30 protein-coding genes are annotated in these 24628 nt (G+C 44.8%); 16 read left to right on the forward strand and 14 right to left on the reverse strand.

Going from position 1 to position 24628, the window contains the following annotated elements; genetic code table 11:
• Positions 1–49: 49 nt before the first annotated feature.
• From GWK48_RS08805 to mcu7, 3 genes are all read right to left on the reverse strand, one after another.
• Positions 50–397, reverse strand: a complete 348-nt coding sequence (locus GWK48_RS08805; RefSeq protein WP_246263789.1) for a hypothetical protein — start codon at positions 395–397, stop codon at positions 50–52.
• A gap of 50 nt (positions 398–447) precedes the next feature.
• A complete protein-coding gene (locus GWK48_RS08810) occupies positions 448–801 on the reverse strand; it encodes a hypothetical protein (RefSeq protein WP_174631475.1) in 354 nt (117 codons plus the stop codon).
• A gap of 147 nt (positions 802–948) precedes the next feature.
• Positions 949–1137 carry a DNA-binding protein Mcu7 gene (mcu7, locus tag GWK48_RS08815; protein ID WP_174631477.1) on the reverse strand — a complete coding sequence of 63 codons (189 nt, stop codon included), beginning with the start codon at positions 1135–1137 and terminating at the stop codon, positions 949–951.
• A 345-nt stretch (positions 1138–1482) separates the two neighbouring features.
• Here mcu7 and GWK48_RS08820 point away from each other — a divergent pair, with 345 nt between their 5' ends.
• On the forward strand, positions 1483–2841 hold the full coding sequence (locus GWK48_RS08820) for a hypothetical protein (RefSeq protein WP_174631478.1): 1359 nt from the start codon (positions 1483–1485) through the stop codon (positions 2839–2841).
• Positions 2842–3120: 279 nt separating this feature from the next.
• The gene (locus GWK48_RS08825) at positions 3121–3504 is read left to right on the forward strand and encodes a hypothetical protein (protein WP_425487503.1); all 384 of its coding nucleotides are present in this window, start codon (positions 3121–3123) and stop codon (positions 3502–3504) included.
• Here the strand turns inward: GWK48_RS08825 and GWK48_RS08830 are convergent.
• Together GWK48_RS08830 and GWK48_RS11365 are read right to left on the reverse strand one after the other, a co-directional pair.
• Positions 3501–6731, reverse strand: coding sequence for a S53 family peptidase (locus GWK48_RS08830; RefSeq protein WP_174631482.1), 3231 nt, complete (start codon positions 6729–6731; stop codon positions 3501–3503). The two genes, GWK48_RS08825 and GWK48_RS08830, sit on opposite strands and share 4 nt — an antisense overlap.
• Positions 6732–6742: 11 nt before the next feature.
• Complete coding sequence (locus GWK48_RS11365) at positions 6743–7003, reverse strand: zinc ribbon domain-containing protein (RefSeq protein WP_217451748.1); 261 nt, start codon at positions 7001–7003, stop codon at positions 6743–6745.
• A 306-nt stretch (positions 7004–7309) separates the two neighbouring features.
• Between GWK48_RS11365 and GWK48_RS08840 the strand changes: the two genes are divergently transcribed.
• The gene (locus GWK48_RS08840; protein WP_174631483.1) at positions 7310–7819 is read left to right on the forward strand and encodes a class I SAM-dependent methyltransferase; all 510 of its coding nucleotides are present in this window, start codon (positions 7310–7312) and stop codon (positions 7817–7819) included.
• Positions 7820–8073: 254 nt separating this feature from the next.
• A complete protein-coding gene (locus GWK48_RS08845; protein WP_174631485.1) occupies positions 8074–9306 on the forward strand; it encodes an NADP-dependent isocitrate dehydrogenase in 1233 nt (410 codons plus the stop codon).
• Positions 9307–9532: 226 nt separating this feature from the next.
• On the opposite strand, the gene GWK48_RS08850 is transcribed toward GWK48_RS08845, so the two are convergent.
• Both GWK48_RS08850 and GWK48_RS08855 read right to left on the reverse strand, forming a co-directional pair.
• Positions 9533–9823, reverse strand: coding sequence for a DUF6788 family protein (locus GWK48_RS08850; protein ID WP_246263790.1), 291 nt, complete (start codon positions 9821–9823; stop codon positions 9533–9535).
• 16 nt (positions 9824–9839) lie between these two features.
• Positions 9840–11024: a Cdc6/Cdc18 family protein gene (locus tag GWK48_RS08855; RefSeq protein WP_174631487.1), complete on the reverse strand. Its 1185-nt coding sequence runs from the start codon at positions 11022–11024 to the stop codon at positions 9840–9842.
• 471 nt (positions 11025–11495) lie between these two features.
• On the opposite strand from GWK48_RS08855, the gene GWK48_RS08860 reads away from it, so the two are divergent.
• On the forward strand, positions 11496–11783 hold the full coding sequence (locus tag GWK48_RS08860) for a 4a-hydroxytetrahydrobiopterin dehydratase (RefSeq protein ID WP_174631489.1): 288 nt from the start codon (positions 11496–11498) through the stop codon (positions 11781–11783).
• Positions 11784–11842: 59 nt separating this feature from the next.
• On the opposite strand, the gene GWK48_RS08865 is transcribed toward GWK48_RS08860, so the two are convergent.
• The 3 genes from GWK48_RS08865 to GWK48_RS08875 are packed head-to-tail and all read right to left on the reverse strand — an operon-like array spanning position 11843 to position 13283.
• Complete coding sequence (locus GWK48_RS08865; protein WP_174631491.1) at positions 11843–12655, reverse strand: gamma-glutamylcyclotransferase family protein; 813 nt, start codon at positions 12653–12655, stop codon at positions 11843–11845.
• Positions 12656–12658: 3 nt separating this feature from the next.
• Positions 12659–12934 carry a PDZ domain-containing protein gene (locus GWK48_RS08870; RefSeq protein WP_174631492.1) on the reverse strand — a complete coding sequence of 92 codons (276 nt, stop codon included), beginning with the start codon at positions 12932–12934 and terminating at the stop codon, positions 12659–12661.
• Complete coding sequence (locus tag GWK48_RS08875; protein ID WP_174631494.1) at positions 12918–13283, reverse strand: NfeD family protein; 366 nt, start codon at positions 13281–13283, stop codon at positions 12918–12920. Before GWK48_RS08875 ends, GWK48_RS08870 begins: the two co-directional genes overlap by 17 nt.
• Before the next feature lie 38 nt (positions 13284–13321).
• Between GWK48_RS08875 and GWK48_RS08880 the strand changes: the two genes are divergently transcribed.
• The 8 genes from GWK48_RS08880 to GWK48_RS08915 all read left to right on the forward strand — a co-directional run bounded on the left by GWK48_RS08880 (position 13322) and on the right by GWK48_RS08915 (position 20501).
• Positions 13322–14617: a thermopsin family protease gene (locus GWK48_RS08880; RefSeq protein ID WP_174631496.1), complete on the forward strand. Its 1296-nt coding sequence runs from the start codon at positions 13322–13324 to the stop codon at positions 14615–14617.
• Positions 14618–14784: 167 nt separating this feature from the next.
• Positions 14785–15597 (forward strand): slipin family protein, encoded by an 813-nt coding sequence (locus GWK48_RS08885; RefSeq protein ID WP_174631498.1) that lies wholly within the window; start codon positions 14785–14787, stop codon positions 15595–15597.
• Positions 15594–16334: a cobalt-precorrin-4/precorrin-4 C(11)-methyltransferase gene (locus tag GWK48_RS08890; RefSeq protein WP_174631500.1), complete on the forward strand. Its 741-nt coding sequence runs from the start codon at positions 15594–15596 to the stop codon at positions 16332–16334. The genes GWK48_RS08885 and GWK48_RS08890 overlap by 4 nt, the downstream gene beginning before the upstream one ends.
• Positions 16331–16858, forward strand: a complete 528-nt coding sequence (locus tag GWK48_RS08895; protein WP_174631502.1) for an SAM-dependent methyltransferase — start codon at positions 16331–16333, stop codon at positions 16856–16858. Before GWK48_RS08890 ends, GWK48_RS08895 begins: the two co-directional genes overlap by 4 nt.
• A gap of 317 nt (positions 16859–17175) precedes the next feature.
• The gene (locus GWK48_RS08900; RefSeq protein WP_425487477.1) at positions 17176–17982 is read left to right on the forward strand and encodes an S-methyl-5'-thioadenosine phosphorylase; all 807 of its coding nucleotides are present in this window, start codon (positions 17176–17178) and stop codon (positions 17980–17982) included.
• A complete protein-coding gene (locus GWK48_RS08905) occupies positions 17949–18731 on the forward strand; it encodes a hypothetical protein (RefSeq protein WP_246263791.1) in 783 nt (260 codons plus the stop codon). Before GWK48_RS08900 ends, GWK48_RS08905 begins: the two co-directional genes overlap by 34 nt.
• A gap of 6 nt (positions 18732–18737) precedes the next feature.
• On the forward strand, positions 18738–19586 hold the full coding sequence (gene gdS-2, locus GWK48_RS08910) for a hexaprenyl pyrophosphate synthase (protein ID WP_174631503.1): 849 nt from the start codon (positions 18738–18740) through the stop codon (positions 19584–19586).
• A 24-nt stretch (positions 19587–19610) separates the two neighbouring features.
• Positions 19611–20501 (forward strand): ATP-grasp domain-containing protein, encoded by an 891-nt coding sequence (locus tag GWK48_RS08915; RefSeq protein WP_174631505.1) that lies wholly within the window; start codon positions 19611–19613, stop codon positions 20499–20501.
• A gap of 47 nt (positions 20502–20548) precedes the next feature.
• Here the strand turns inward: GWK48_RS08915 and GWK48_RS08920 are convergent, their stop codons facing one another.
• The 3 genes from GWK48_RS08920 to GWK48_RS08930 are packed head-to-tail and all read right to left on the reverse strand — an operon-like array spanning position 20549 to position 22522.
• On the reverse strand, positions 20549–21007 hold the full coding sequence (locus tag GWK48_RS08920) for an Lrp/AsnC family transcriptional regulator (RefSeq protein ID WP_174631507.1): 459 nt from the start codon (positions 21005–21007) through the stop codon (positions 20549–20551).
• Positions 21004–21993 (reverse strand): NAD(P)/FAD-dependent oxidoreductase, encoded by a 990-nt coding sequence (locus GWK48_RS08925; RefSeq protein ID WP_174631508.1) that lies wholly within the window; start codon positions 21991–21993, stop codon positions 21004–21006. The genes GWK48_RS08920 and GWK48_RS08925 overlap by 4 nt, the downstream gene beginning before the upstream one ends.
• Positions 21994–22003: 10 nt before the next feature.
• The gene (locus GWK48_RS08930; protein WP_246263792.1) at positions 22004–22522 is read right to left on the reverse strand and encodes a hypothetical protein; all 519 of its coding nucleotides are present in this window, start codon (positions 22520–22522) and stop codon (positions 22004–22006) included.
• Positions 22523–22562: 40 nt separating this feature from the next.
• Here GWK48_RS08930 and GWK48_RS08935 point away from each other — a divergent pair, with 40 nt between their 5' ends.
• Together GWK48_RS08935 and GWK48_RS08940 are read left to right on the forward strand one after the other, a co-directional pair.
• Positions 22563–23378 carry an isoaspartyl peptidase/L-asparaginase gene (locus GWK48_RS08935; protein ID WP_174631510.1) on the forward strand — a complete coding sequence of 272 codons (816 nt, stop codon included), beginning with the start codon at positions 22563–22565 and terminating at the stop codon, positions 23376–23378.
• Positions 23375–23914: a phosphoesterase gene (locus GWK48_RS08940; RefSeq protein WP_174631512.1), complete on the forward strand. Its 540-nt coding sequence runs from the start codon at positions 23375–23377 to the stop codon at positions 23912–23914. The genes GWK48_RS08935 and GWK48_RS08940 overlap by 4 nt, the downstream gene beginning before the upstream one ends.
• On the opposite strand, the gene GWK48_RS08945 is transcribed toward GWK48_RS08940, so the two are convergent.
• The gene (locus tag GWK48_RS08945; protein ID WP_174631514.1) at positions 23904–24137 is read right to left on the reverse strand and encodes a hypothetical protein; all 234 of its coding nucleotides are present in this window, start codon (positions 24135–24137) and stop codon (positions 23904–23906) included. The genes GWK48_RS08940 and GWK48_RS08945 overlap by 11 nt on opposite strands.
• Before the next feature lie 107 nt (positions 24138–24244).
• On the opposite strand from GWK48_RS08945, the gene GWK48_RS08950 reads away from it, so the two are divergent.
• Complete coding sequence (locus GWK48_RS08950; RefSeq protein ID WP_174631515.1) at positions 24245–24622, forward strand: DUF5751 family protein; 378 nt, start codon at positions 24245–24247, stop codon at positions 24620–24622.
• Positions 24623–24628 lie beyond the last annotated feature (6 nt).

The following is a 24628-nucleotide window of genomic DNA, read 5'->3' on the forward strand; positions in this document are numbered from 1 at the left end:
GACCGAAGATCGGGAGAAACAGTCTTGCCCCTTGGCTTGTAGAGGGGAGTTAAAGGAGAGAAAGACCCAACCCCAATACCGCCAAAATCACAAGGATAACTATAGTAATGATGAACGCTACTATAGTTATGCCCAGGGAGCTTAACCAACCCACGTCAAATACCGTTTTGAAAACCCAGAGCACAGCGAGGAACCCTATTATCAAGGCTATAAAATGACTAAACGGTGATATTACTCTGTCCAAAACAAAAAAGGCTATTAACCCAACAAGAGTTGCCACCATTGCTTTACCCAGACTTGCTTTAGAGGAGAATAGCTTAGCGGAGAGCCATACTGGAACAGAAGCTATTATCCAAGTGATAATTATTGAAATAATAAAAATAATTATACCTAACAAGATATGTGGCATCCTAACCCATTAATAACACTTGATTGTGTTATAAAAAATTACTCGGGATATGCCTCCGCGTACATCTCCTCTTCCAGATCCTCTCTGATGTTCTTCTTGACCTCTTCAAGATGCTCTAGGATCTCCTTCAGCGTATTAAATTGCGTAGGAATATACCTAAGTTTACCGTAGCTCATCATATATGATCCAGGACATAGGAATTGGTTCTTGACTATTATAGCCTCAGGTTCAAGCTCTAGTATTGCAGCCATGGTAGCCTCCTTACTCATCTGGAAGGCTGGGTTTTCATACTGCTCAACTTCCTTCTTCTCCTCATCTATTATGGCAATTATCTCTGATTCCTCCAATGGCTTTAGATTTTGATCTTTATCGTATGTGAGAGCTATTCTCATACAGATCGACATAGTTTAGAATACAAGGTTATAAAATAATGTATAAAGATTAAGGAGATACCTCTGCAGGGGAACAACAAGACCTTAACACAATCGCCTTAAGCAATAAAGAAGTAAAAAGAAAGAAATTATTTTCATAAAAGGGTCTTATTTCTTTCCGATCATGTTCAATAGCTCTTTAGGGGCGTCCTTCTCGCTGACCGCTCCTCTTCCGGTCTTTCCATTATCGTCGTAGGTGAAGGACACCATCTTGCCTACTTTCCAGACTTTCTTTACCTTGCTTATATCTACTTCTTGTTCTTGACCCTTATACTTGAATTTTATTTTGGTTGCCATTGAGTGTATATCGCCTTCTAAGGTTTATAAACCTTGCGATATTAAGATAAGTAGTACTAATGATAATACCTCAATTAGAAACCCGTTTTTAGGGTATAAAATTTTAAGGAGACTCACTTAATAACAACAAATAATGGATAATTAACGGGTTTTGTATATAGATAAAACTAAAAATTTTTTGAGATTTGATAAAATGAGGGCAAACCTCTCCCTCAAGGATGAGAAGATCTCGTTCTAGTTATACTGGGAATTCCACAAGCCCGCTGAAAACCGAGCCTGAAGATAGGTTAACGTAGTTCACGTGCTAAATACTATTTAAGGAACCTCATCCTATACTACAAGTGGATGAAGTCTGTTCAGCTGGCACTAGCATTGGATCCCAACGATAGCCCCTTGTCTATGGAGAAACAGCTAACCGTGGCTTTAGCTAAGGCTGTATCCAGAAAAGTGAGAATACTTAGTTCCACCCTTGTCGGATGGCCAGTCCTAGCTATGAAGGTTGAAGATACTGGAGGCTACTTGCTCTTCGATGAGACTGGAGAAATGGAAACATCGTTCACTAAAACAGTCCTGGAAAATTATCAGCATTACCTGGACTCGTTTTCGAAGATATCTTCCCCAGAGGAGTTCCTCAACTCGCTTAGGAACATTTCCTGGTCCGAGCCCAGGGGAAGAGAAACCTTAACTTTCAAGTGGATGATCTCTGAGGACATTACGGCCTACCTAAAATACCCTTCAGTAAACCTCCCCATCTTATTGCTAAATAGAAAGATAGATGAAAACATTATATCTTTAGAGATAGAAGAATGGAAGAAAATGCAAACTATAATATCTGATGAGATCAATAGGATCGACGATTATGTCAGAAGTTTTTACGCAATCTCCGAGTCTTTCATAGGGAAAGTTGCACAGGAAAGGCGAAAGATAGAGTTGAACTATGACCAGGAGATCACGAAAGTCAGACAAGAGATGGAAAAAGTCCTAAAGGAGAAGAAGGCTCAGGGGTACGACGAAGTGAAAAAGAGAGTAACAGAATTCTATCCTAGAGTGGCTGAACTCTACGGGGTAATAGCTAAGACCAAACTCGACTTGGAGGCCGGGACTATCTCAGAGAGACAGGTTTCATCCCTCGAATCTGCTAGGGACAAACTCCTCAAGGAAATGGATCAGCAGGCTGAGAAAGCCCTAGAGCCGTTTAAGACGGAGATTCGTTCTTTTCGACAGAGGATAGAATCCCTGGAACAGAAGAAGAAGGAAGAGCTAGCTTCCATTGACTCCAAGTTAGACGAACTACGGAAGGCAACAGACGAAGTTAGATCTTCCCTGGAATCCGTGAAGAGGATCAAGAGCAAGGAAATGGACGAACTAACAAACTTAGCTAGGAGAACGGTCTTCATTGATGATAAACTTGAAGTCATTTTACCTTTTCTAGTAGTGAAGGACGAGAAAGGATTTACCCAGGTTATCAGCACCTTAAAATATTCAGGTAGAAACAAGTCCCTCTTTGGTATAACCGCCTTTGGTAGCAAATTGGAGAACCTTGCCTCTCCCCTAACTAATACGAAGTTTAATTTACCTCAGATCTCCCTTCCAGATAACCTGAGGAAGTTTAGGGATGATATAACAAAGGGTGTGGAGTGGTTAGAGGAGGAGGGGTGGAGAGTAAGGAAATTGTTTGAAGATTATTACTTTGTGAATTTCTGATTTCCTCCCAGCCCTAAAGGGCAAGGCTTTCGTCAATCGTAACGTCAGAGTGAAGGTGCAACCAGCTATCGTAATGAAATTCTTCAAATCTAGTACTCGCCCGAGAACCTGAAACAGGCACTCTTGTTCATCTCATCGTTTATTAGTACCCGACTAGTGTGAGCCCGTCCAACTGACCTCTCTAAGCCCTAAAGGTGGAGGTTTGCCCTTATCTTATCACGATTTCGGAACATAGGGCTTTTTCCCCAGTTAACGGCTCTCCAAGCATAAATCTGAATGATGAGGGGGATTTTTATTCTCCAGTATCAAGTATTGCTTGTGAACGCAAGAGCCAAGAATAAGACCAGAAAAGTCAAACTTAACGAGAGCATCTCCACTTTTAAGGAAGAGTTGAGGGCTATCACCTTCGAACCTATTTACGGGGAATCCGTTAAGGATATCATAACTAGGCTGACAACGAAAATTCAAGAGATAGCTGAGAAGTACGACTACGTTGTTGAGTTTCCCAAGAAAGCTGAAGTGGAAACTGATGGAAACATCTACTACTTTTCCTATGTCCTAAAGGTGAAAACAAAGGTTGGAATAAAAAGGGTAGAGATAAAGGTTCAATACATTATGTATGACCACGAAGGATGGGTCGGGATGATAACAAGTATAGCTTAGGTCCTCCTTCCCCTTATCCAGACATAAATTAACACCAGGACTCCCACTATTACCACACTAATTGATATGATGGGGTTGGCGCTGGATTTAGCTTCAACTGCAGGCCTGGTGAAAACTCCCTGAGGTGAGATGTGGTTGCTGGATGTGAGGATCTGAACCGGGGTAATGGCAGTGTTGTTTAGTAGGGTGCTATTTTGGAGGGAGTAGTGAAACACTTGAGTGTTTAGCAAGCTTACTGTAGAATTTATTGCAGTTAAATTATAAATAACCGAATTTACCAGCGTTGCGTTATGGTTTACTATGGTGGCGTTAAGGATGTAGAGGTTGTATCCAGATGTTCCGTTAAAGTAAGGAACTAGGACGTAGGGCAGAAGGACGAAAGTTTTCACGGGGCTTGGTACTACACTTAAGGTGTTGTAATCCAGGGATGACTGAGTTTGAGTCGGATAACCGTCACTGGCTACTCCACTTACGTAGATCTGCCACTGTCCTGCTAGTCCGTAAGGAGAGAGACCAAGTTCGTTGGAGTCGCTACCTGATGGCAGATTGAAGTATCCTATCCAGTGTCCTCCCTCATATTGTAGTGGGACAGCATTTGAAATGGCAAGGTTGTCGAAGGATCCCTGAAGATAGGAGGGAATCACAATGGCTGAGAAAGTACCGTATTTAACAGGGGTACCATTTGGATAGTCAATGGTGGCGTTTATCTCTAGAGTAGAATTTTGAAGGGCAGTCTCTTCGACGTTATTTAGGGAAAGTACCAAGGACCTTGGGGCTACATATATCTGGGTAACACCGATTCCGCCTGCAGTGTAATTACTAAAGTTATAAGTTGCCTTAGCCACAACTGTGTAATACCCAGGCGTAAAGTTGTCTGGGAGAGAAGTCTCCAAAACGTAAAGCTGACCCGAGGAAGTCTCTATGGAGTTTACAGTAACGTTGTAAGCGCTCGTCCCGTTCCTTAGGAAAGTAACTGTTACGTTAGGGGAACCTAAAGTTTCCGTGAAGACAGCCAAGGTGAAGTTTTCCCCTGGGGCTAAGGTTAATGGCTCAGTGGCAATCCCTGGGATTATGTACGGAACCACATATATTCCCGAAACGAACTCGTCGAAACCATAGGCACCGGAGATCTCGACCAGATAAATCCCGTTAACCATGGACGAGTTTAGCGGAAAGGATCCAAAAACGTAATTGGTAGCGTTGCTAACGGTTAGACCAAATTGAGTAAAATTAAGGACCAGAGGATGTGTCAAGTTGACTGTTGAAATTAACCTCTGACTCCCGGTGGTCGGGTCATACTTGTACAGGAAGGCGCTAAAGGAAAGTTTGGAGTGGGCTATTGTGCCGTTAGGATAGGTTAGCTGGACTAGAACGGGCAGGTTTCCAGGGGTAGGATAGAGGGCCACTTGGGGCAACAGGAACTGGGCCTGGAGACCTGAGGTGAAGTAAGCCCCAGATGTGTGATTCCCTTGGCTAACCAAGATCTCCTGGACACCGTCACCTGTTGCTGTGAATGTCCCAACCCAGTAGGATCCGTTGTAGGTGACTGGGACCGTCCCGGTCATACCTGAACCATTAAATATCTGCACCGAAGGTTGAGGGAAGGGAGGGGCTTTAATAACGACCTTAGCGACTTGACCGTCGAGATAGGTGGTGTTATCTACAGCTACAGATACTGACTTTTCGGAATTAATAAGCTCTGAATTGAGTAAATTGACGAAGTAACCAGCATTTATGTAACCTAGACCCGTTACCGGGTTGGGGGAACCTTGAGCTACGAATGGGGTATTGTAACCGTAGTTTATTGGTACCAGCGCTTTGGTTCCATTTAGGGAGTAGATCAAGGGATTGATGAAACCTAACCTGCCGTGAACTTGAACTGCGAGGGCGATTATTGCTGAGACTAAGGGTGAAGCTAGAGATGTACCTCCAACTAGGACAGAGGTGTTGTAATAGTAGGTTACAGGCACTCCAGTATATGGATTTCCATCAGCTGACACATCAGGGACTAGTCTGAAACCAGAGGTACCTTGATACCAAGGAGAGGGGAAGATAACGCTGTATCCTCCCGTTGAGGCTCCAAATATACTCTCCCCGCTCCAAGCCGTCTGCTCTGAGGTACCGTTGGAGAAGTAGAGCGTCGTGCCACCCACAGATAAAACGTATGGATCAGATGCAGGTAAAACTAAATTTCCAAGGGGAGATAGGAAGAAGTTGTTTCCAGTACCTCCACCGTCTCCACTAGAGGCGACGAAGGTTATCCCCTCAACCTCCCCGAGCCAGTACTCGTAAGTCATGGACTGGATCATGGAGAGGGGGAGTAATCCGAGAGCTACGTAGATCTCTGGAATCCCGAAGCTCTGGGAGACTACAGATACCTTGTCTTGGCTGTCTATGTAAGCAATAATGGCAGGCAAGGATTCGTTTGGATTAGCCACATAGAGGATCAATCCGGCGTTTGGAGCTAAGACGTGAGAGTACTCCACATCTAGAGAGATCTCCAGAGCCCAGCCAGTAGATATTCCATCATTAGGGTTATAAGCCCCTATACTTTGCACCTGGAAGGACGGTGGGGGAGATAAGTTGTAATTCTTGTCAAATGACGCCAGTTGGCTCTGAATGTAGGGGTCGCCATAAAAGTCTATGATGCCTATGGTAACGTTTGTCCCGTTAATGCCTTGACGTAGAAGCGGGGACACGTTATAGGCCTCCTGAAGCTGTTTGGGGTTCACCAGAGAGAAGGCGACTGCTTGGGAAACGTTATATAAGGTGGTGGGCCTCTGGAGAAGCGTCTTTGTGACGTTGGTGGAAAACACCTCCGCGTTCTGTATAAGGGGAGAGTCAGCCCCTAGGTACTCGTAAAAGGTAAGGTTATGAAACCTTTGGAGGTAGAACTCTCCTCCCAGGGCCCTCTCAAACTGTGAGGCCTTACCTGTAGCCGTGATGACGTTCATGTAGGCTGAAGCCTGAATACCGTAGTGGTGCAAGTAGTCGATTGTTCTATTTATTTCATCGCTTGGTATGAAGAGCGACTCTACCTGACTCTTGTTTAGAACCTTGTGTTCCTGGACATACAACTGGAGTAGCTCAAGATTCTGGGGCTTTTCCACGATGTTCACGGTTACCATCTGGTTAGGCGGTAAAGTTACCTGGGTCTGCTGGTTGTAATGGAAAACCGGTAAGACCTGGCTTAGTATAAGTGTAAGGAGCACTATTTCCTTAATCATGAAGGTCATTATCAGTTGATGCTCTCATAAACTTTTTCGTGAGTAATTCTAACATCTCTGACTTCCTCCACGCAATGGCGAGTTTCCCCCATCGACTCGTAGCAACATCCCTCATGTGGGGGCAGTCGAGAGGGAAGAGGACTCCCATACAAGTTCATGACCGCGATGACGTCAAGGTCGTCCTCATAACCGCAGTCAACACAACGGAAGTACCTATAAGCTACTCTCTCCACCTTAGTACCGCACTTATGGCAAACCCAGAGCTTTTTCATGGCTAGAGACAAGAGCGAATAGGGAGGGGATGGGGGAAATCCTCATTGAAATCGTAGCTCTGAATTTAATCCCACTCTTTTTTGGCCCTTCTGCCCATAGACAGATGTAGGGGAAAGGGTTTATGCCATTTGTCATCTCCGCTGAGCGAGGCTTTCCCCAACTTTATAAACCAAACCAATTGAAGGTTTATTCCATCCGTTCTAGCTCTCATGTCCTCATTACGCTAACTTCCATGAGAAACTTGTTTCTATACTTTTAATATTAATCTTTAATATTAAGAATTCATAAGGTTCACTGATCAGATTATGCCCGTCTACTACCCTGTGAGAAGGATGGGGATAACGCTTGAGGAGGAGGAATTCATAGCTAGGAGGCTACAACAAATATCTGTAGATGGGGAGGTTCTAGATGTAGGTTGCGGAAACTGTATGATTCCCATCCTGTTGGCTAAGAAGTGGGGTAAAAGGATCCACGCGGCTGACATATGGGACGAGTTCCCAATGGAGCAGGCTATGAAGAACGCTAAGGAGGAGGGAGTGGAACTAACTTTCATGAAAATATCGAGACCAGATATAGTCCTCCCATTCCAGGACTCCTCTCTGGAAATGGTGTATTCTGTGATGTTCGTTTATAACTTGAGGAAAGAGGAGAGACAGAAACTTTTCTCAGAAGTGCACAGGGTCCTGAAGAAGGGAGGTCTTTTCCTCATAGTAGATCCTGTGATAGTAAGGAGGGAGAGGAAGGAACTGGTTAATTTCTCTGAGGTCTCGTACAGGGAGGAGAACGCCCTCTTCTATTACCTAACTAGAAAGTAATCTCGACTACCTAGAGAGTTGGAGCTTCGCACGGCCTTTTGTTGGTATAAGTCTTAAACATTTATAGGTCTCGCCATGTTCCCTCGTCCACTTCCATTCTGAAATAGTTTTGAACGAGTACAGTTAGGTTGAGGATTTTCTACATGCCCCACGTTTTCACGAACCTTCTTCCAAGATATCTAGCTTCATGACTTATACTGTTCGCAACTACAGTATTGCTAAAAGTTAAAAACAACTCCGCAGTGTAATTGACTATGAGCGTTGGGGAAGATGGAGATAGGATCACCTTCGATATGGGAAGGTGGATTGTTCCTAAGAGACCCGTTGTTCTTTATATAGAGGGAGATGGGATAGGGCCAGAAATTGTGAACTCCGCAATCCAGGTAATAAATAAGGCAGTGGAGAAGGCTTACGGTTCGGACAAAGAGATAAAGTGGGTTGAGGCTTTAGCGGGCGAGAAGGCCGTTACCAAGGTCAACGATAGGTTTCCAAAGGAAACCCAGGAGATGCTCATGAAATACAGAGTAGTACTGAAAGGGCCTTTGGAGACCCCAATAGGGAAGGGGTGGAAGTCGGTAAACGTCGCCATAAGGCTTATGCTCGATCTATATGCCAACATAAGACCGGTCAAGTACATAGAAGGCTTGGAGTCACCCCTGAAGGAGCCAAACAAGGTGGATATGATCATCTTCAGGGAAAATACCGATGACCTGTACAGGGGGATCGAGTACACTTACAATAGTGAGGAGGCTAAGAAGATAAGATCGTTCTTAAGGGACCAGTTAAAGGTAGAGGTAGAGGACGACACGGGGATAGGGATCAAGGTTATCAGTAAGTACAAGACCGAGAGGATAACCAGAATGGCCCTAAAGTATGCGGTGGAACACGGAAGGAAAAGGGTTACCATAATGCATAAGGGAAACGTGCTGAAGTATACGGAAGGGGCCTTTAGGGACTGGGCCTACGATTTGGCCAAGACTGAATTTAGGGACAAAATAGTTACAGAAGAAGAGGTAAACTCTCAGTACTCAGGGAGCGTGCCTGAAGGAAAGATCCTAGTTAACGATAGAATAGCCGATAACATGTTCCAACAGATAATAACTAGGCCGAACGAATACGATGTAATTCTCGCCCCTAACTTGAACGGGGATTACATTTCAGACGCTGCTGGTGCCCTAATAGGCAACATAGGTATGCTAGGCGGAGCCAACATAGGGGACTCTGGGGGGATGTTCGAGGCCATCCACGGGACAGCTCCCAAGTATAAAGGGAAGAACGTGGCCAACCCAACTGGAATAATAAAGGGGGCAGAGCTCATGTTGAGATTTATGGGATGGAATGAGGCAGCCGACCTTGTAGAAAAGTCCGTGTTAACAGCTATCTCCAGGAAGAAGGTAACTCAGGATCTGGCTAGGTTCATGGGCGTTAAAGCCCTTAGTACCACTGAGTACACGCAGGAACTGATTCAAATAATGGAGACCATCTGACCCTAATTTGGACGACGTTTTTTATTTGTCGCGTTTTAACTCCCCGGTTAAAAACAGTGTTAACCTCGAGACATAAAGCCCTTAGCGCTACGCGTTCAGACTGGAACAGATGTGAATAATCTAGCTTAATGCGTTTCTATCCAGGTATTTTTAGAACGAGTGGGAATAATTACCGCATAAATCGTAGAAAACTTAGGTTGAACCCTCTAGATGCGAGACTAAACGATTAAACTTTCCCTTCTTGAAGGGCCAGTGATATCCTCTCTAGAACTTTCCTAAGCCTCCGCTCTTCCTCCTTTACTATCAAGAGTTCCCTCTTAAGCTCTGAGGCCCTTTCTACCCTTTCCTTCATTTTCTCACCTTCTTTTCCCAGATATTTACTCCTCAATTTACCTTCCTCCCAGAACCTAAGGTAATAGTAGACCTTGCCGTTGACTGTCTTGGCCTCCAGGTGACCTGATGGCAAACGTTCCAGTTCCTTCTCCAGTATGTCCCTTTTCCTTTCCAGGTCTTCCAATCTATCCTCGAGATCCTTAACCCGTTTCCATATCTGGTTTCTCGTCGTACTCGTATCCCATCTCCTCCGTCAAGTTCTCCTCCAACGCCTTCACGATCTTCTCTTTGTCTTGAACCTCCACGTACTTCCTTATCCCCCCTGCCCTCCCTCTGTTCATTATCTTTATCTTCACGATCCCGAACATATCTAGTTCTGAGACAATGTCTGAGAACCTCCTGTAGGACAAGGGTTTCTGCTTTAGTTTGTCGCAATATCTTGAATATATCTTGTGGGCAGTCACCACGTCATCAGCCATCACAATTGCCCTAAGTGCCAGCTTATAGTGGAAAGGAAGTGACTTTATCGCCTCAAATAACCTCTCCTGCTCATACTCTATAATTGCCTTGTCCACGTGCTCCTTCTTTATAAAGCCTATACCGGAGGCCAACTGGGCTGATCTAAACAGGAGGTTGACGGCTTTCCTGGCATCCCCGTGTTCCCTCGCGGATATGGCTGCAATATACGAAAGAATCTCATCGTTATATGTCCCGTCTATGAGACCGTAGTTCGCGTACTTGGCTAGTATTTCTTTGAGCTGGACAGCATCATAGGGTTTAAAGATCACCGAAGGGCCCAGGGAGGACAAAACCCTCGGTTCCATGTAATCCCTCACGTTAATGTCGTTACTAATCATTATGACTGAGACGTCGGCGTCAGCCCTTAAGAGCTGATATAGGACTATGTCTCCCCCTCTCCTTTTCACGAGAGTGTCCACCTCGTCTAGGTACACTATGGCCTTCTTTCCCTTCAACACGCTCTTTATCTTATCAATGTATTCGCCTAGGTTTACTCCGTGTCTAGGGACGAAACTGTTGGTTAGCCTCTCAGCTATAACCGAGAGAACAGCCTGAGGGGTTCCTCCGACTTCTCTGGAGTTCAAATAAACCTGCCTAACCCCGCTGTAGTCCTGGTCTTCCTTCTTCACCTCTTCTATTTCGTTGTAAATGTACTTCACCACGAACGTCTTACCAGTTCCCGTCAGGCCTAGAAAGAGGTTTGAAAACTTGACGTCATTTTTAACGAAATACCTTACAGCTATTGCTGCCTCCCTAATTATATCTTCCCTGAAAGGTATGTCAGTAAAGACCGAGAGGGGATCAATGAATACCTTAGGGTTTCTGATTACTTCTCCCTTTCCCCCCTTCAGAGCTTCCCTTATCACAGAGTTTCATACGTTTCGGCAGTTAAATTCAGTTTCATATATTCTCATAGTATTATCCCGATAGAAATTTCCTAAGTTAATACCATGTTCAGGTCTATAATCATGGATACAGTATAAATGCAATGTTTCCTCCAATTCTATACCCTAATCCTTGAGACTCACTCCGTGAATTTCATCCGTTTCTAGTAAACTGAAAAGGTAAGGTTTTGTGGTGGCCTTCTCGAATTATACAAACTCGACTATGAATTCGTATAAAAGTTATATAAAAAACGAAGTTGAGTTGCAGGGACACACTATAGTTTAAATCATACCATTCTTCTTGGTATAATCGATAATCTGTATAAAAACACCATCATCATTTCTTATTACATAGGCATAATTTTAGGGTATGAAGGTGCATGAAACACTGCTTTTATACTGTAAAGAGTGTTCGTAACAAAAGAATATAGATATGATGTCGCCATTTACTATATGGCTAAGTTATCGGAACAGGAAATCGAGGCCGCTCTCAAAAGATTAAGCGGTTGGAAGCTTGAAAATGGTACGCTAGTTAAGGAGTTTAAGTTTTCTGACTTCGCCGAATCCGTCAGATTTCTGACAAGAGTTCAGCCAGTAGCGGACTCACTAGACCATCACCCAGACGTGTGCATCTATTACAATAGAGTTGTAGTCCATCTCACTACCCATGACGAAGGGGGGATAACCCAGTTAGACGTGAAGCTTGCAGAGAAACTTGACGACTTAGCTAAGCTACACTGATGTTAACTCCCCGGTTAAAGCAACTTCTCGAGTAGCTAGTAACCTATTGTCAAACAAGGTTAACTGACAAGCCCTGTACTCACGCAAGATCCCTTCCAACGCCTTTGTAAACCTTCAAGTATAAGGTTGACGTATTCCCTCGAAGGGGTTCCCTCAGAATGCCCCTCATCCGAGGCATATGCGACACCGAAATATTCCTTACCTTCCGTATCGTAAACCTTTACGGTTTTCCTTATGTATCTTATGAGATGTCCCTCAGCCTTGTCCAAGGAGTTTAGATAGTCCTCCATCATCATATAGACGTAACCGCAGACCTTTCCTTTCTCATCCTTGGCCAGGTTCGCGCAAACACCATACTTGCACGGTACGTTGAAAACTACCTTGTATCCAGGTAGGTAAGCGTTGATTTCTCTTAAGATCTCCCTCACTCCCCTTTCCCTTAGAACTTCGTAGTTGGTATTCTCGGCGTAAGCGAAGAGATTTGTCACTACTGGCATTCCTATCCATCGCGAGTAATCCCCTGAAGTGATTTGATCCTTCTCCTTCGTGGGTTGGTTGTAGATGTAAAGGTAGACTCCACTGAGCTTGTGTTGCCTCTGTTCATCGAAATATACAGTTGTAGTCTCCCTAACGTAGAGGTCATCCTCTAAGCCCTCATAACCCTCCACTTGGTCTAGTCTGGCTAACGTCTCTTGATTAATCTCATAAACCTCTCCCCATACCCTTCCGTCTCCCTTCACGACTCCTGGATATCCACCTAGATTATACATCTCAAAGCCCTCAGCGTAACCTAGTCCAACAAACCTGGACCTCCTAAGGTAATGATGAAGCTCGAAACCGTACCTTAAGCTTCCGTAAACGAAGATGTACATGAGTTAACCCTCAAGAAATTGGATCCACAACTCCAGTTCTTCCAAGGATATTTCCCTCACTTCCTGACCGTTCTCCTTTATCTTTCCACCAAGCACCTGATATTCGCCGTTTACTTTCTTTAAGCTGACCTCCATAGTCCTAACAACTTCAGCGCTCACCCCGGAGGCTTCCTCTATGGAGGGAGGGTAGTAAATTAGAGTTACATCGTCACCCCTTTCCTCAGTTTTGTACCTACCTGAGGCCTTGAGCTTATCCAGAGTTTCAAATGATAGCTTCATCAACTCTCTTTTTAACAAGAAGCTTTAAATCTCTCATGCCCTCTACTTTGATCTCCTCCCCTTTCCTTATATCCTCAAGGGCTATTGCTTCCCAGTACTCTCCATCAACTATAACGTAACCGGCTTCTCCCCTCTTTATATCGTCAACTGCCTTTCCAGTTTTCCCCTGGTAGGTGAACAGGTTCCTCTTTCTGGTCTTAGCGATGACGTATATCATCCTATAGGAAAGAAAGCCGATAATGGCTAAGGACGGCACAACCACAATGGGGTCTGAAATGTAACCAGTCAGAATTAAAGCTATGATTAACACAATAATGATTATTACAGGTATTACATACGCGTGAGCCACAAAAATTTTATTGTCCTCGGGTATTATAAAGTATATTCATGAACTTTTTATCGCTCTTCGTAGTATCCCTTCTGCTTATTGTGGCAGTAACTCCTTCGGTTGGGCTGTTAGCTGTGGGACAGACCCAAATATCTCTACCTGTGGGGATGTCGTATTTCTCCCTATTCTCTGTGGAGTACACTCCATACGTTGTGGGAACAGTCAACATTTCTTCCCTATCCATCGGTAGGTCATATATAGCCGGGCAACCCTTTCAGTACGGTAACGCTTCCCTTCAGCTTAACGCGATGCTTAACGGATCCTACTGGGCCCAAAATGTTATGCTTTTCCAAGAGGTGGGTAACAATACCTTTAGGGTCAGCCTCATAGTGAACTTCTGGAATTTATCTGGGCCTTTCCTCAACCTAGTTCAGAACACTACAACTTTCCAAGGTCTAGGGGTTTACTGCTACTATGGCCCTTCCATCAACTTGACTTTGCCAGCTTCAATCTCCCTCTTCATGAATTCCTCTCACTCTCTCCAGTTCGGCTTCATGATAGACGGGAAAAGAACAGTTTACCTAACCTTGCCCTTTTCAGGTTACTTCAAACTAGGAGGCCTATCCGCTAACGGTCTTCCAAACGACTTGGAGCTCGTATGGGGAGGACCAGGAGGAGGTAGCGAGGTAAACATGGTGGCACACGCAACGGAGGAGTTGCAGTTCCTTAGCGAAGACAAATTAACTATAGTCCCATCAGCCCTCTCGGTTGGGCTCGACACCGCAGAATCAGCGTACGGAATTGCCTCGTCCCCCAACCTCGGGAATATTCAGTCTCCCTTCGATGTTATTAACCGGGGGGTTAATTCACCATCGGTTCTCTGGCCTGTCCCACCAAAGGTAGACCTAATCCAGCAAAATCAGACCGTGACAGTTAAGCTCTCCTATGGAAACTTCACTTTCCCTAACCAAGAGGTGGAGTTAAAGGTTCTTAAGGGTTTGTCCCTCACTACCCTTTACGCAAATTTTACCAACTCCTCCGGGGAGGTAAAGTTTACGAACGTGACAGAGAACTTCTATGAGGTCTATTTCCCAGGTAATTATTCCCTATCTCAGTCCTCTGCCCTCTCGTCTCCCACGTTGAACCACGTTATAAATGAAACCTCCACCCTTTTCGATTCTTTGGTGAAGTTCTTAGAGACTTATAACTTCAAGAAGGCGTTGAGCTCTGACTTCAATCACGTAAAGTACCAAGGTAAAACTCAGGTTAACTACCTACTTCTGGAGGTCATTGGTGGCTTAACCGCGGGGATACTAATTTCCGCAGTTCTTCAGAGGAAAGGTTATAGGTGGTAGTTACGTGTTGATTGTCCGAGCTCACGAATTATTTTGTGGCTTAACTGAACTTGCCTTAGACCTTCCAGTTCAAGAAAGGGAAGGTATTCTAGACTCTTGGCTAAAATAAGAGATAATTACAGCAATTTTTAGCCAATGTTTTTAATTTAGAAAACGCAATACATTATATGTCTTTAATAACAGACGCAATCGGTTTAGTCTTCCTTTTAATCATCATACTGGTATTTGTATCTTTATCCCTTAGGATAGTTAGGGAATGGGAGAGGGCTGTCGTCCTGAGGCTCGGGAGGATCTTAGCAATGAAGGGGCCTGGAATAATCTTCCTTATTCCTTTCGTGGACAGACCCATGGTGGTTGACCTCAGGGTAAGGACTGTGGAAATCCCTCCTCAAACAACCATAACTAGGGACAACGTGACGGTATCCATTGACGCAGTAGTCTACTACAAGGTGGTGGATCCAATGAAGGCGGTCTCCATGGTAGCCAATTACAACGCAGCTGTACTGAACATTTCGCAGACCTCATTAAGGGACATTATTGGTCAAATGGAACTTGATGAAGTCCTGAGCAAGAGGGAGGAGATAAACAAGAAGTTACAAGAGATTTTAGACTCCTACACTGAGGCATGGGGAGTCAAGGTGACAGCTGTGACCGTGAGGGACATAAAGCTTTCCCCTGATTTACTTACAGCCATAGCGAAACAGGCAGAAGCGGAAAGGCTCAGGAGAGCTAAGGTGATACTAAGTGAAGGTGAGAGACAGGCGTCGACTATATTGGCTGAAGCGTCCAAGTCCTACCAGACTAACCCCATGGCCCTTCAATTGAGGTTCCTTGAGACACTCTCTGATATATCCCAACGTGGAGGACTTATAGTGGTAGTTCCAGCCGAGAAGGAGATTTACCCAACTCTCTCCACATCTTTAGCTTTAGTGAACAGTCTTAAAAAAATGGAAAGCCCAGGATCTAAGGGAGGAAGTTGAGAAAAGTCACAATACTGGGAGTAGGACCAGGTGATCCAGAGCTACTTACCATCAAGGCCATGAAGAGGATAGAGGAATGTGAAGTAATTTTCTTCACCGGTTCCTTGATAAGCGATGAAGTGAAAGCCCTATTCAAGTGTAAGAAAATCTTTGACACGTCCTCAATGACCATGGAGGAGATAATCAACGAGACCAAAAAGGAAGTAGAAATGGGAAAGAAGGTCTGTATAGCCCACGACGGGGATCCATTTATTTACGGTGCCATTAGCGAGGAGATCAACCGGCTCGCTAAAGAGGGGATCGAAGTTGAGATAGTTCCTGGGATAAGCTCATTCCAACTCTCGGCGTCCCTCCTAGGCATTGAGCTCACTTGCCCTGGAGGACCCCAATCCGTGATTATTACAAGGCTTCCCTATAGGACAGACTACGAGAGGAGACTAGTCTTGGACAGGAACTCCACAGTGGTGGTTTTCCTCTCAATACACCTCATTAACCTAGTGGAGGAGCAACTATTGAGGGTCTTCCCGCCCGATTTTCCTGTTGCAGTAGTGTACAGAGCGGGGTGGCAAGACCAAAAAATTTTGAGGGGAGAGCTGAGTAACCTTGAGAAGATGGTGAAGGACAATAAAATCACTAAGACTGCCCTAATCATAGTCAGCGAGTGTTTAAAGTATACCGGTAAAAGGAGTAATCTTTACTCTCCAGATTTCGTCCACTCTTTCAGGGGTTTGAAATGAAGATAGTGGGAGTAGGAATTGGTCCAGGAGACCCTGACTTACTTACCCTGAGGGCCCTCAACGTTATAAAGAGCTCGGACGTCGTAGTTGTACCAACCTCTTCCAGGAGAATAACCTACAATGCTGTAAAGCCTTACCTAAGTGATAAGGAAGTTATTGAGTTCCAGTTACCGGTAAGGGGGGAGAGAAGGGTATATGGAGATCTCGTGGACTCACTCAAGTCTTACAACAACGTGGCGTATGTCACTTTAGGGGATCCAGCGTTCTACAGCTCCCTCTATAGACTTCGCCAATACGCAGAAATACAACAGGTCATACCCGGGATCACCTCTTTCTCGTGGTGCTCTTCACTAAACAGGATCCCGATAGCCCTTGGTAAGGAGAGGGTCCTGATCACGCCGAGTCCACTCCTGGAGAGTGGGGCAGATACCTACGTGTACATGAAAGGAGAAGTGGAAGGAGGTATAAAGTGTGGCAACGGTTACTTTACTGTAACTATCAAGAGATCAACCCAAGGCGTTTAAGGTAACGTACTCATCAAGGTCCATTTCGCTTCTGTATATACTTACGTAAATCATTTCATATCACTGGATGTCTATAGCTCTTCAAACCTTTAAAGGGTTTGCCAGGGGCAGATATAGACGATTGACTAAGTTAGTCTAAATTTTGATTAGGTAGAACAGCAAACCTCGCCCTTTAGGGTGGGGTGGAGGTCAGTCCAAGGAAAGAATATCTCTGTTATATCCCGTAAGTTGTTCTTTTCTGATCTATAATCGACTTTCGTATCTCCAAAGTTAAGGCCCCGAGAAGAGATTTAACCAAAAGTTCCCTTTCTACTCTGATGTCACAAGAAAATAAGGCCCTGATAGGCGTAATAGGTGGATCTGGACTTTACGATCCAGGGATATTTGAAAATACTAGGGAAATAAAGGTCTATACTCCCTTTGGAGAGCCTAGCGATCTTATAACCTTGGGAGAGCTTGAAGGAAAAACCGTAGCTTTTCTACCTAGACATGGAAGGAGACATAGAATACCTCCACACAGGATAAATTACAGGGCAAACATATGGGCGTTAAAGGAACTGGGGGTTAAGTTCCTAATTTCAGTTTCAGCTGTAGGCAGCTTAAACCTTAGCTACAAGCCAGGGGACTTCTTAGTACCTGACCAGTTTATAGATATGACAAAGGGACGCCAGTATACCTTCTACGATGGCCCTGTAGTGGCTCACGTATCCATGGCCGATCCTTTCTGCAATTCCTTGAGGAAAGTCATTCTTAAGTCCGCGGAAAAATTAGGGATTGTCACACACAGTAAAGGAACCTACATATGCATTGAGGGACCCAGGTTTTCCACCAGGGCAGAGAGCTTGGTATGGAAAGAGGTGTTCAAGGCCGATATAATCGGGATGACGTTAGTTCCTGAAGTCAACCTGGCCTGTGAGGCCCAGATGTGTTACGCTACCGTGGCCATGATCACCGATTACGACGTATTTGCAGACGTACCTGTTACTGCGGAGGAGGTCACCAAGGTTATGTCAGATAACACCGCAAAGGCCAAGATATTGCTCAGGGAAGTTATAAGGTCTTTACCAGATAGACCAGAGGGAGAGTGTTCGTGTTGCAATTCCCTGAAGACAGCCCTGATTTGACAAGAAAGCTCAAGGTCTCCGTGATTAGTCTAGGCCAGCCAGACGTCGTGGTGTTCGGAAAGGACATGGAGTTACCTGCATATACCTTATCTAGGGCCATCACTTCCCTAGAAGGGAGGATAATCAAGATCCTCAACGTGTATGAGTTTGCGTTCTTGGACTCTCCTTACGTGGAGAGCCAGAATGTGGTATTTCTAATTAACGACGAGGGGGAGGCAAACGAACTCTCCGGGAACGTTAGGTCCCTCGGCATTAACGGTTCTTTGTTCACTTGCAACGATAAGGTAAGTATCGAGGGGTTGAAAGTCTCCAAGTTTAAGGATGAGCTCTGCGAGGTCAACCTCAGTTTATCTCTGCTATCATACGTTGTAAGCGGGACTTCATCTCCGAGGTCTAAAAGGATTTCCCAGGAGCTTGACTTTTCCGACCTCTCTGAATGGTTAAACAGTAAGGTGTCAGAGTTCCAACCCTCACTGGACCTTGTCCTCTCTCCAGTCCTTTTCCCGTCTTTGGGAGTAGCTAGGCGGAATCTAGGTAAAAGAGTAAAAGGGTTTTACGAAAATAACTTTTCTGACTCTAACGTAGTTTATACAGGGGTGGATCAGTTAGTGGGCAAGAGGCTAGCAAACCATGTGAGAGTATCTGGTAAAAGGGTCAAGGAAATACTGATGGATAGTGACCCTCTAACGGCTCCAATATATTTAAGTATAATATCTTACATTTTAAAAAGTAGAATTAGTGGAAGTTGATGTAATTTGGACTTAATGGAATATTGGTTCAAAACCAGAGCCCTCATTGACAATTTGGTAGAGGACTTCCTGAAAGGATCGCAGGACTGGGAAGTCATGGAGATGTCAAAGTACATTATGAGGGACGGAAAGAGGTTCAGGGGAACCCTTCTCTTCCTCTTCAATGAAGCCCTAGGTGGAGAAGAAAGGGACGCTTACCCAGGAGCTCTAGCAACAGAGATATTACATTCAGCTTCCCTAGCTTTGGACGACATAGTTGATTACGATGAGATAAGGAGAGGTATGAAGGCAGCGTGGGCAGTGTACACCAACAGGAAGGTCATATTCGTATCAAATTACCTTATACCTACTGCCCTAAAAATAATATCCGAATATGGAGATAAGGCCCTGAGGATTAGTGTAGACCTTTGGAAGGACACAGCAATAGGTGCCCTTAAAGACATGTACGGTAAAGAGGACGAATACATCAGGGTTATAGAGCTCAAGACAGCCTCCCTGTTTAAGCTCCCAGCTGCGCTTTCGTCCTTCTCTTCCAAGAGAAGAGAGTACCTAGACTCCCTCCTAGAGGTAGGAAAGGACCTCGGCATAATATATCAAATAATCGACGACTACGTGGACTGCGTAACTCAGGAGAGGGAAAAACTTGTGGGGAGCGCCAAGCAGTTGTATTCACTCACATCGGGGAGGTTTGAGTCCTACGTTAGGCTGAAGTATAGTGCGTACAAGGAGCACTATGAGAACTTGATAAAGTCCCTACCCATTAAGGGAGAGTTGCTCGATCAACTTCTCGCCCTCCCCGACTTTTTAGCCTTTGGTCTCATGGGAGAAGCCGGAATAAAGAATAAAATATTTTAAAATAGTCCCAATACTCGATGGTATTTGGCAAAAATAGCTGTCATTCATGAGTCGCAAAAGCTAACTGAGGCTTCAAAACAGCTCCTTTACGAAATAAAATCCAGAGGGCATAGTGCTTATTACATAAGGGTCTCAAAAATAAACGTGTCCGTTGACGACGAGACCAAGGTGACCTATTCAGGGAGGGCCTTAGAGCTCAATGGAGCTCTCATCAGAAACCTAGGATTTCTTACCACGATAGAACAACTGATAAGGAGGGCAGACATGATCAGGGAAATAGAGCAGAGGGGAGTCGTCACCATGAACAGCATACAATCAATGCTTTTAGCAAGAGACAAATTTGCTAGCATATCAAAGTTAGCTAAGGCTAATCTTCCAGTACCCAACACAGCTCTCGTCGAAGACCCCTTTGAGGTAATGAGGCTAGTTGAGAAGTGGGGTGAGGTAGTAATTAAGCCTCTAGTTGGGAGTCTAGGGCTTGGTTCGGTGAAGGTCTCTGATGCCGATATAGCGTTCAGAGTAGCCAAGTCAATACTTTCAGTAAATCAACCCGTTTACGTTCAGAAGTATATAAGGAAGCCCAATAGGGACATAAGGGCTTTTGTGGTTGGTGATAGGCTACTGGGTAGCATATATAGGATCTCCCCAGAGAACTGGAAAACCAACGTAGCCCAGGGGGCCCTAGTCCAGGCACTGTCTCCAAAGGACTTAGGCGAGATAGAGGAGATCAGTGTAAAGGCGACCAGGACTTTAGGTTTAGACTACTCTGGAGTTGACATAGTGGAGGACCTTGACGGGGGATACAAGATACTAGAGGTAAATGGTGCCCCTCTCTGGAAGGGCTTTCAGAGCGCCACCTCTGTCAATCCCGCTAAATATATAGTTGACCTACTCACTGAGAAAATCAGGAAATGAGGAGAAGCAAAACCGGCTGACTTGTGATGCAGAGCTCTCGCCCTGATTCATTCTTCCAAACCTTTCTTCTCCTTTATAGTCCTAAGGGCTACCATCGTGTAGGTAGAGGTAATTCCCTCCAGTTTGCCGATGTAGTCGAGAACCTTAGCTAAATCCTCCCTTGACTTTACCCTGACCTTAAGGAGGGCGTAATACTCACCTGTGACGTCGTAGATATCATATATTTCCTTCATCTCTATCAATTTCTTAAGAATTTCCTCATACTTCTTGGGCTCTGCCTTGATCAATACAAAAGCCAAAACGTTAAGCCCTATCCTGTCCAAGTCGATCTCTATCCCAAAATTCTTAATTACACCCTCCTTAACCAGTCTCTTCACTCTCATGTGGATGGTTGACTCGCTCAGGTCCAGCATCTTAGCTAATCTTGAAAATGGGGTTCTAGAGTCCTTCTGGAGTATATCTAAAATTTTCCTATCAATACCGTCTAGGTAATAATGCTCGTTCATATAATAGAACTTCCGAACAGTTTAATAAGATCTAACTTCCCGAAATCCCCCATGGCGAACTTCACAACTAACCTGGGGTCAGCCTTCAGTAATACCCTCTCCAGTCCTTTGACTGAATTTCTGGCTTTAGCCTCCTTAATTACCTTAGCGTGAATTTGTAGGGACCAGTAAAGCTTGCTCCTTTTGAACTCCTTGCTGAAGTCCTTATCCTCGAGGAGGGCATTGGCCATTATTTTAGCAGACATAATAGAGGGTCTTATTCCCTCCCCTGTCACAGCGTAAACTGTCCCCAGGGCCTCTCCTATGTAGGAGCCGTTCAACCTTTCTTCCAAAACGCCAAAGTCCGAAACCCTGGCTCCGTGGAAACCTAGGACCTTCCCCTTGGTTATGGTCTTGAGCTTCTCCTTAATGAAATCAACTGAGCCGTACCCTCCAACCCCTATCTTAGCTCCTTTTGGGTCAGGGAATATCCAGCCGTACCCTAGGAGGTCGGAGTAGAAGTACATGTCCACCATCTCAGGGTCGTAGTTTAGGTCGGTTATATACTGGACTGCTGGGATCGTCACATCCTTACCTAAGGAGTAGTGACCGGTGGCGAATATTACCTTGTCGGCTTGCTCTTGCTTCCCGTTAACAGTCAGTACGCCGTCTTTAACCACCACCTTAGAGTTTAGCCTCAGATCGATCTTCTCCCCAAGCTTCCTCAAGAACATTGGTTTATCAACAATGTAACCTAACCTCTCCCTCTCCCTTACTTCAGAGATAAGCTTCCCGTCTAAAAATATCCTAAACCCCTTTATTTCGCTGTAGATGCTCTCCTTAGGGATGTCTATTTGGTTCTCAATTCCCTTAAGTAGTCCCCAGGCGCAAGGTTTTTTCCCAACGTCATCTAAACCTTCGTACACTGTCGCATCGATTTTAGTCCCTCGCAGGAACCAACCCAGTGAAATTCCCGCAGGACCACCACCCACTATCGCCAGCTTCAATAGGGTTCACCTATTTCCTGAAGTAAAGCATTAGTATAAAACCCATGATAAGGAATCCAGAATAAAGGGTAATTAACTCGTAGAAGTTATGCAAAAACCTCCCTATTATTGCCCCTATTAGAATGGTAAGAGCGAAGGCTAGGTAACCATCCGCAAGGTAAAGTACCTCTTTCTTGAAAATCTTCCCCCAAAGGTCCTTGGTAGCGAAGTAGAGGGAAATAAAGAAGGGTATAGATTCAACCAGCGACACTGCACCGTACAGTTTAGGATGAAGAGGGAGGGTGAAAAACACACCCAGAGCAAGTCCGAACGAGAATATTCCAGAGAAGAAGAGTGAGACTGTTGCGTTTGTCTGATCCACCCAAGGCTTATACGTCGCGAACAGGTAAAGAACTATAGCGAAACCCACCACCGATGCCCCTACAAAGGCGTAGAAGTTATCTGCCAGAGCAGGTAGAACAGGTAGTAGAATTAGTAGTAATGATACCCCTGTCACTTGCCAATCCTTCATTTGAATCACTATAGCCATGTTGTCAAAGATAAAAATATCTAATGGTAATAGTAACTACATGAAGTACACTTCACCAATTCTGCTCATACACGGCGGAGCAGGTCTCTGGCGAAATGGATCTGAGGAGAGAGTAATTGACTCCTTGAAAGAGGCCCTGGAAGTAGGCTACCTGGAGTTCAACAGAGGGAGTTCCCTGGAAGCGGTAAGGGAGAGTATAGCCTCCTTAGAGGACTCTGGCGTTTTCAACGCAGGTAAGGGAAGCGTCAAAAATTCTCACGGAGAAGTTGAAATGGACGCGGGGATAATGTATGGGAATACCCTGTCTGTTGGCGCTGTAGCCTCTGTAAGAGCCAAAAATCCCATAAGGAAGGCCTACGAGGTGTTGCAACAGGGTAAGCACGTCCTCATGGTCAGGACTTACTGGGAGGAAACTCAAGTTTTATCGCAGGGACTTGACGACAGGGATACTGTAGGTGCAGTTGCACTGGACAAGGATGGAAACCTATCAGCTGGGACTAGTACAGGAGGCATAGCTGGTAAACTTCCAGGCAGAGTTGGAGATTCTCCCATACCAGGGGCTGGCTTCTACGCTACCAAGTTAGTGGCAGTTTCCTCAACAGGGATTGGGGAGTTAATTTTGAGGACGCTTCCAGCCAAGGAGGTGGAGATTCTAAGATCCATGGGTTACCCTCTTGAGGACTCCTTGAGGGCAGTTGTGAACAAGTTTACCAGTTGGTTTGGGAGGGATAACCTAGGAATGATAGCCTTAGACAACCAGGGATACGCCTCAGCATTATTTAATACTTACGCAATGCCAAGAGGAATTAAGTGGTCTGGAGGAGAGAAGACGTTCTTCAAGGAGGGAGAAATATGAAAATCCTGGTCATAAGCAACGTTAGGTTTCCAGAACCCCACATAGAAAGTGTGCTCTCCAATATAATAAAGAAGGAGGAACCTGAGACCATAGTCTTGGATGGGGATACAACCCAGTGTTACTGGGATTACGAGTGCCCTAGGGTTATTGACGTCCTATACGTAATAAGGAGCATCGCACCTTGGGCCCAATTGGTCTATATCCAGGGGGATATGGATCCACACGCCCTCAAGTGCATAATGGCAGAGCCTAGATATAGGGAGGAAATAATAGGTACAACCATGTACATCGCCGACATATCTTCAATAAAATATTACATAATTCACGGCCATCAGGGCGACATAGATCAATTGAGGAAAACAGTTGGGGCTGGTCCCTGGGATTGGCTCGTCATAGGTCAACAAAAGAGGTTAGAAGTGGACAAGCTAGCCAGAGTGATATACACGGGGGGTATAACTAGGGAGTACCCCCCAGAGAGTAGGGGTTACGTTGTAATAACGGACTCTGCCCATTATACCAGGAGCCTCAGCCACTAATTTGAGGGTTTATTTCAGAAATCCTTTTTAGAATTGTTATGTCATATATTCCATCTATCGGATCTCCCTTTCCCTCCTCCCACGCAAGCAAACCGTCAGCCAAGATCAGGTTCCTGTCCCCCTTATAGAATAAAATTTCATCTATCAAATGAAATTTCCTTAACTTTCTAACTACTCTGCGCATCTCTGGGGTAAATTTATTGTAAATGACTTGGACTATCACAACATTATATTGGTGGTATAAAGTTAAAAGGCGATTGAAAGGTGCCGAGGGTATAACCTCGGTCGAGTGTACATTACTAATATTAACTAGAGCCGTTATCCCTCTTCATGGAAGTAAGAAACAAGTCCCTTCTAGTTTTCGTCGGGGCTAGGGAGGACACTTTGGCTGACCTTTTTAGGAAGATAATGAAGGACGCTAGAACTTCTGGGTTTAGGAAAATAGTAATTGACGTAATTTCAGACTCTCCTCATTGGCAGGTTCTAGCTAGCGTTAGAGAAGCTATCCTGGACAACATTGATTTGGGCCTGGAGGTATATACGTGGAAGGCAGAGGAAGCAGATAGGATGTTAAAGAAGGCCGAAGAGATTCGACCTGATGGAGTCATGACCTATTGCGATGAGGATAACAAATTCTTCATGTCTAGGCTCTTAAGTAATCTCTCTGAAAAGCTCAAGATCAATATAGTTAGAGATAATTGTAAGTAGATTTTT

The sequence above is a fragment of the Metallosphaera tengchongensis genome (genome assembly GCF_013343295.1).
Taxonomy (GTDB): domain Archaea; phylum Thermoproteota; class Thermoprotei_A; order Sulfolobales; family Sulfolobaceae; genus Metallosphaera; species Metallosphaera tengchongensis.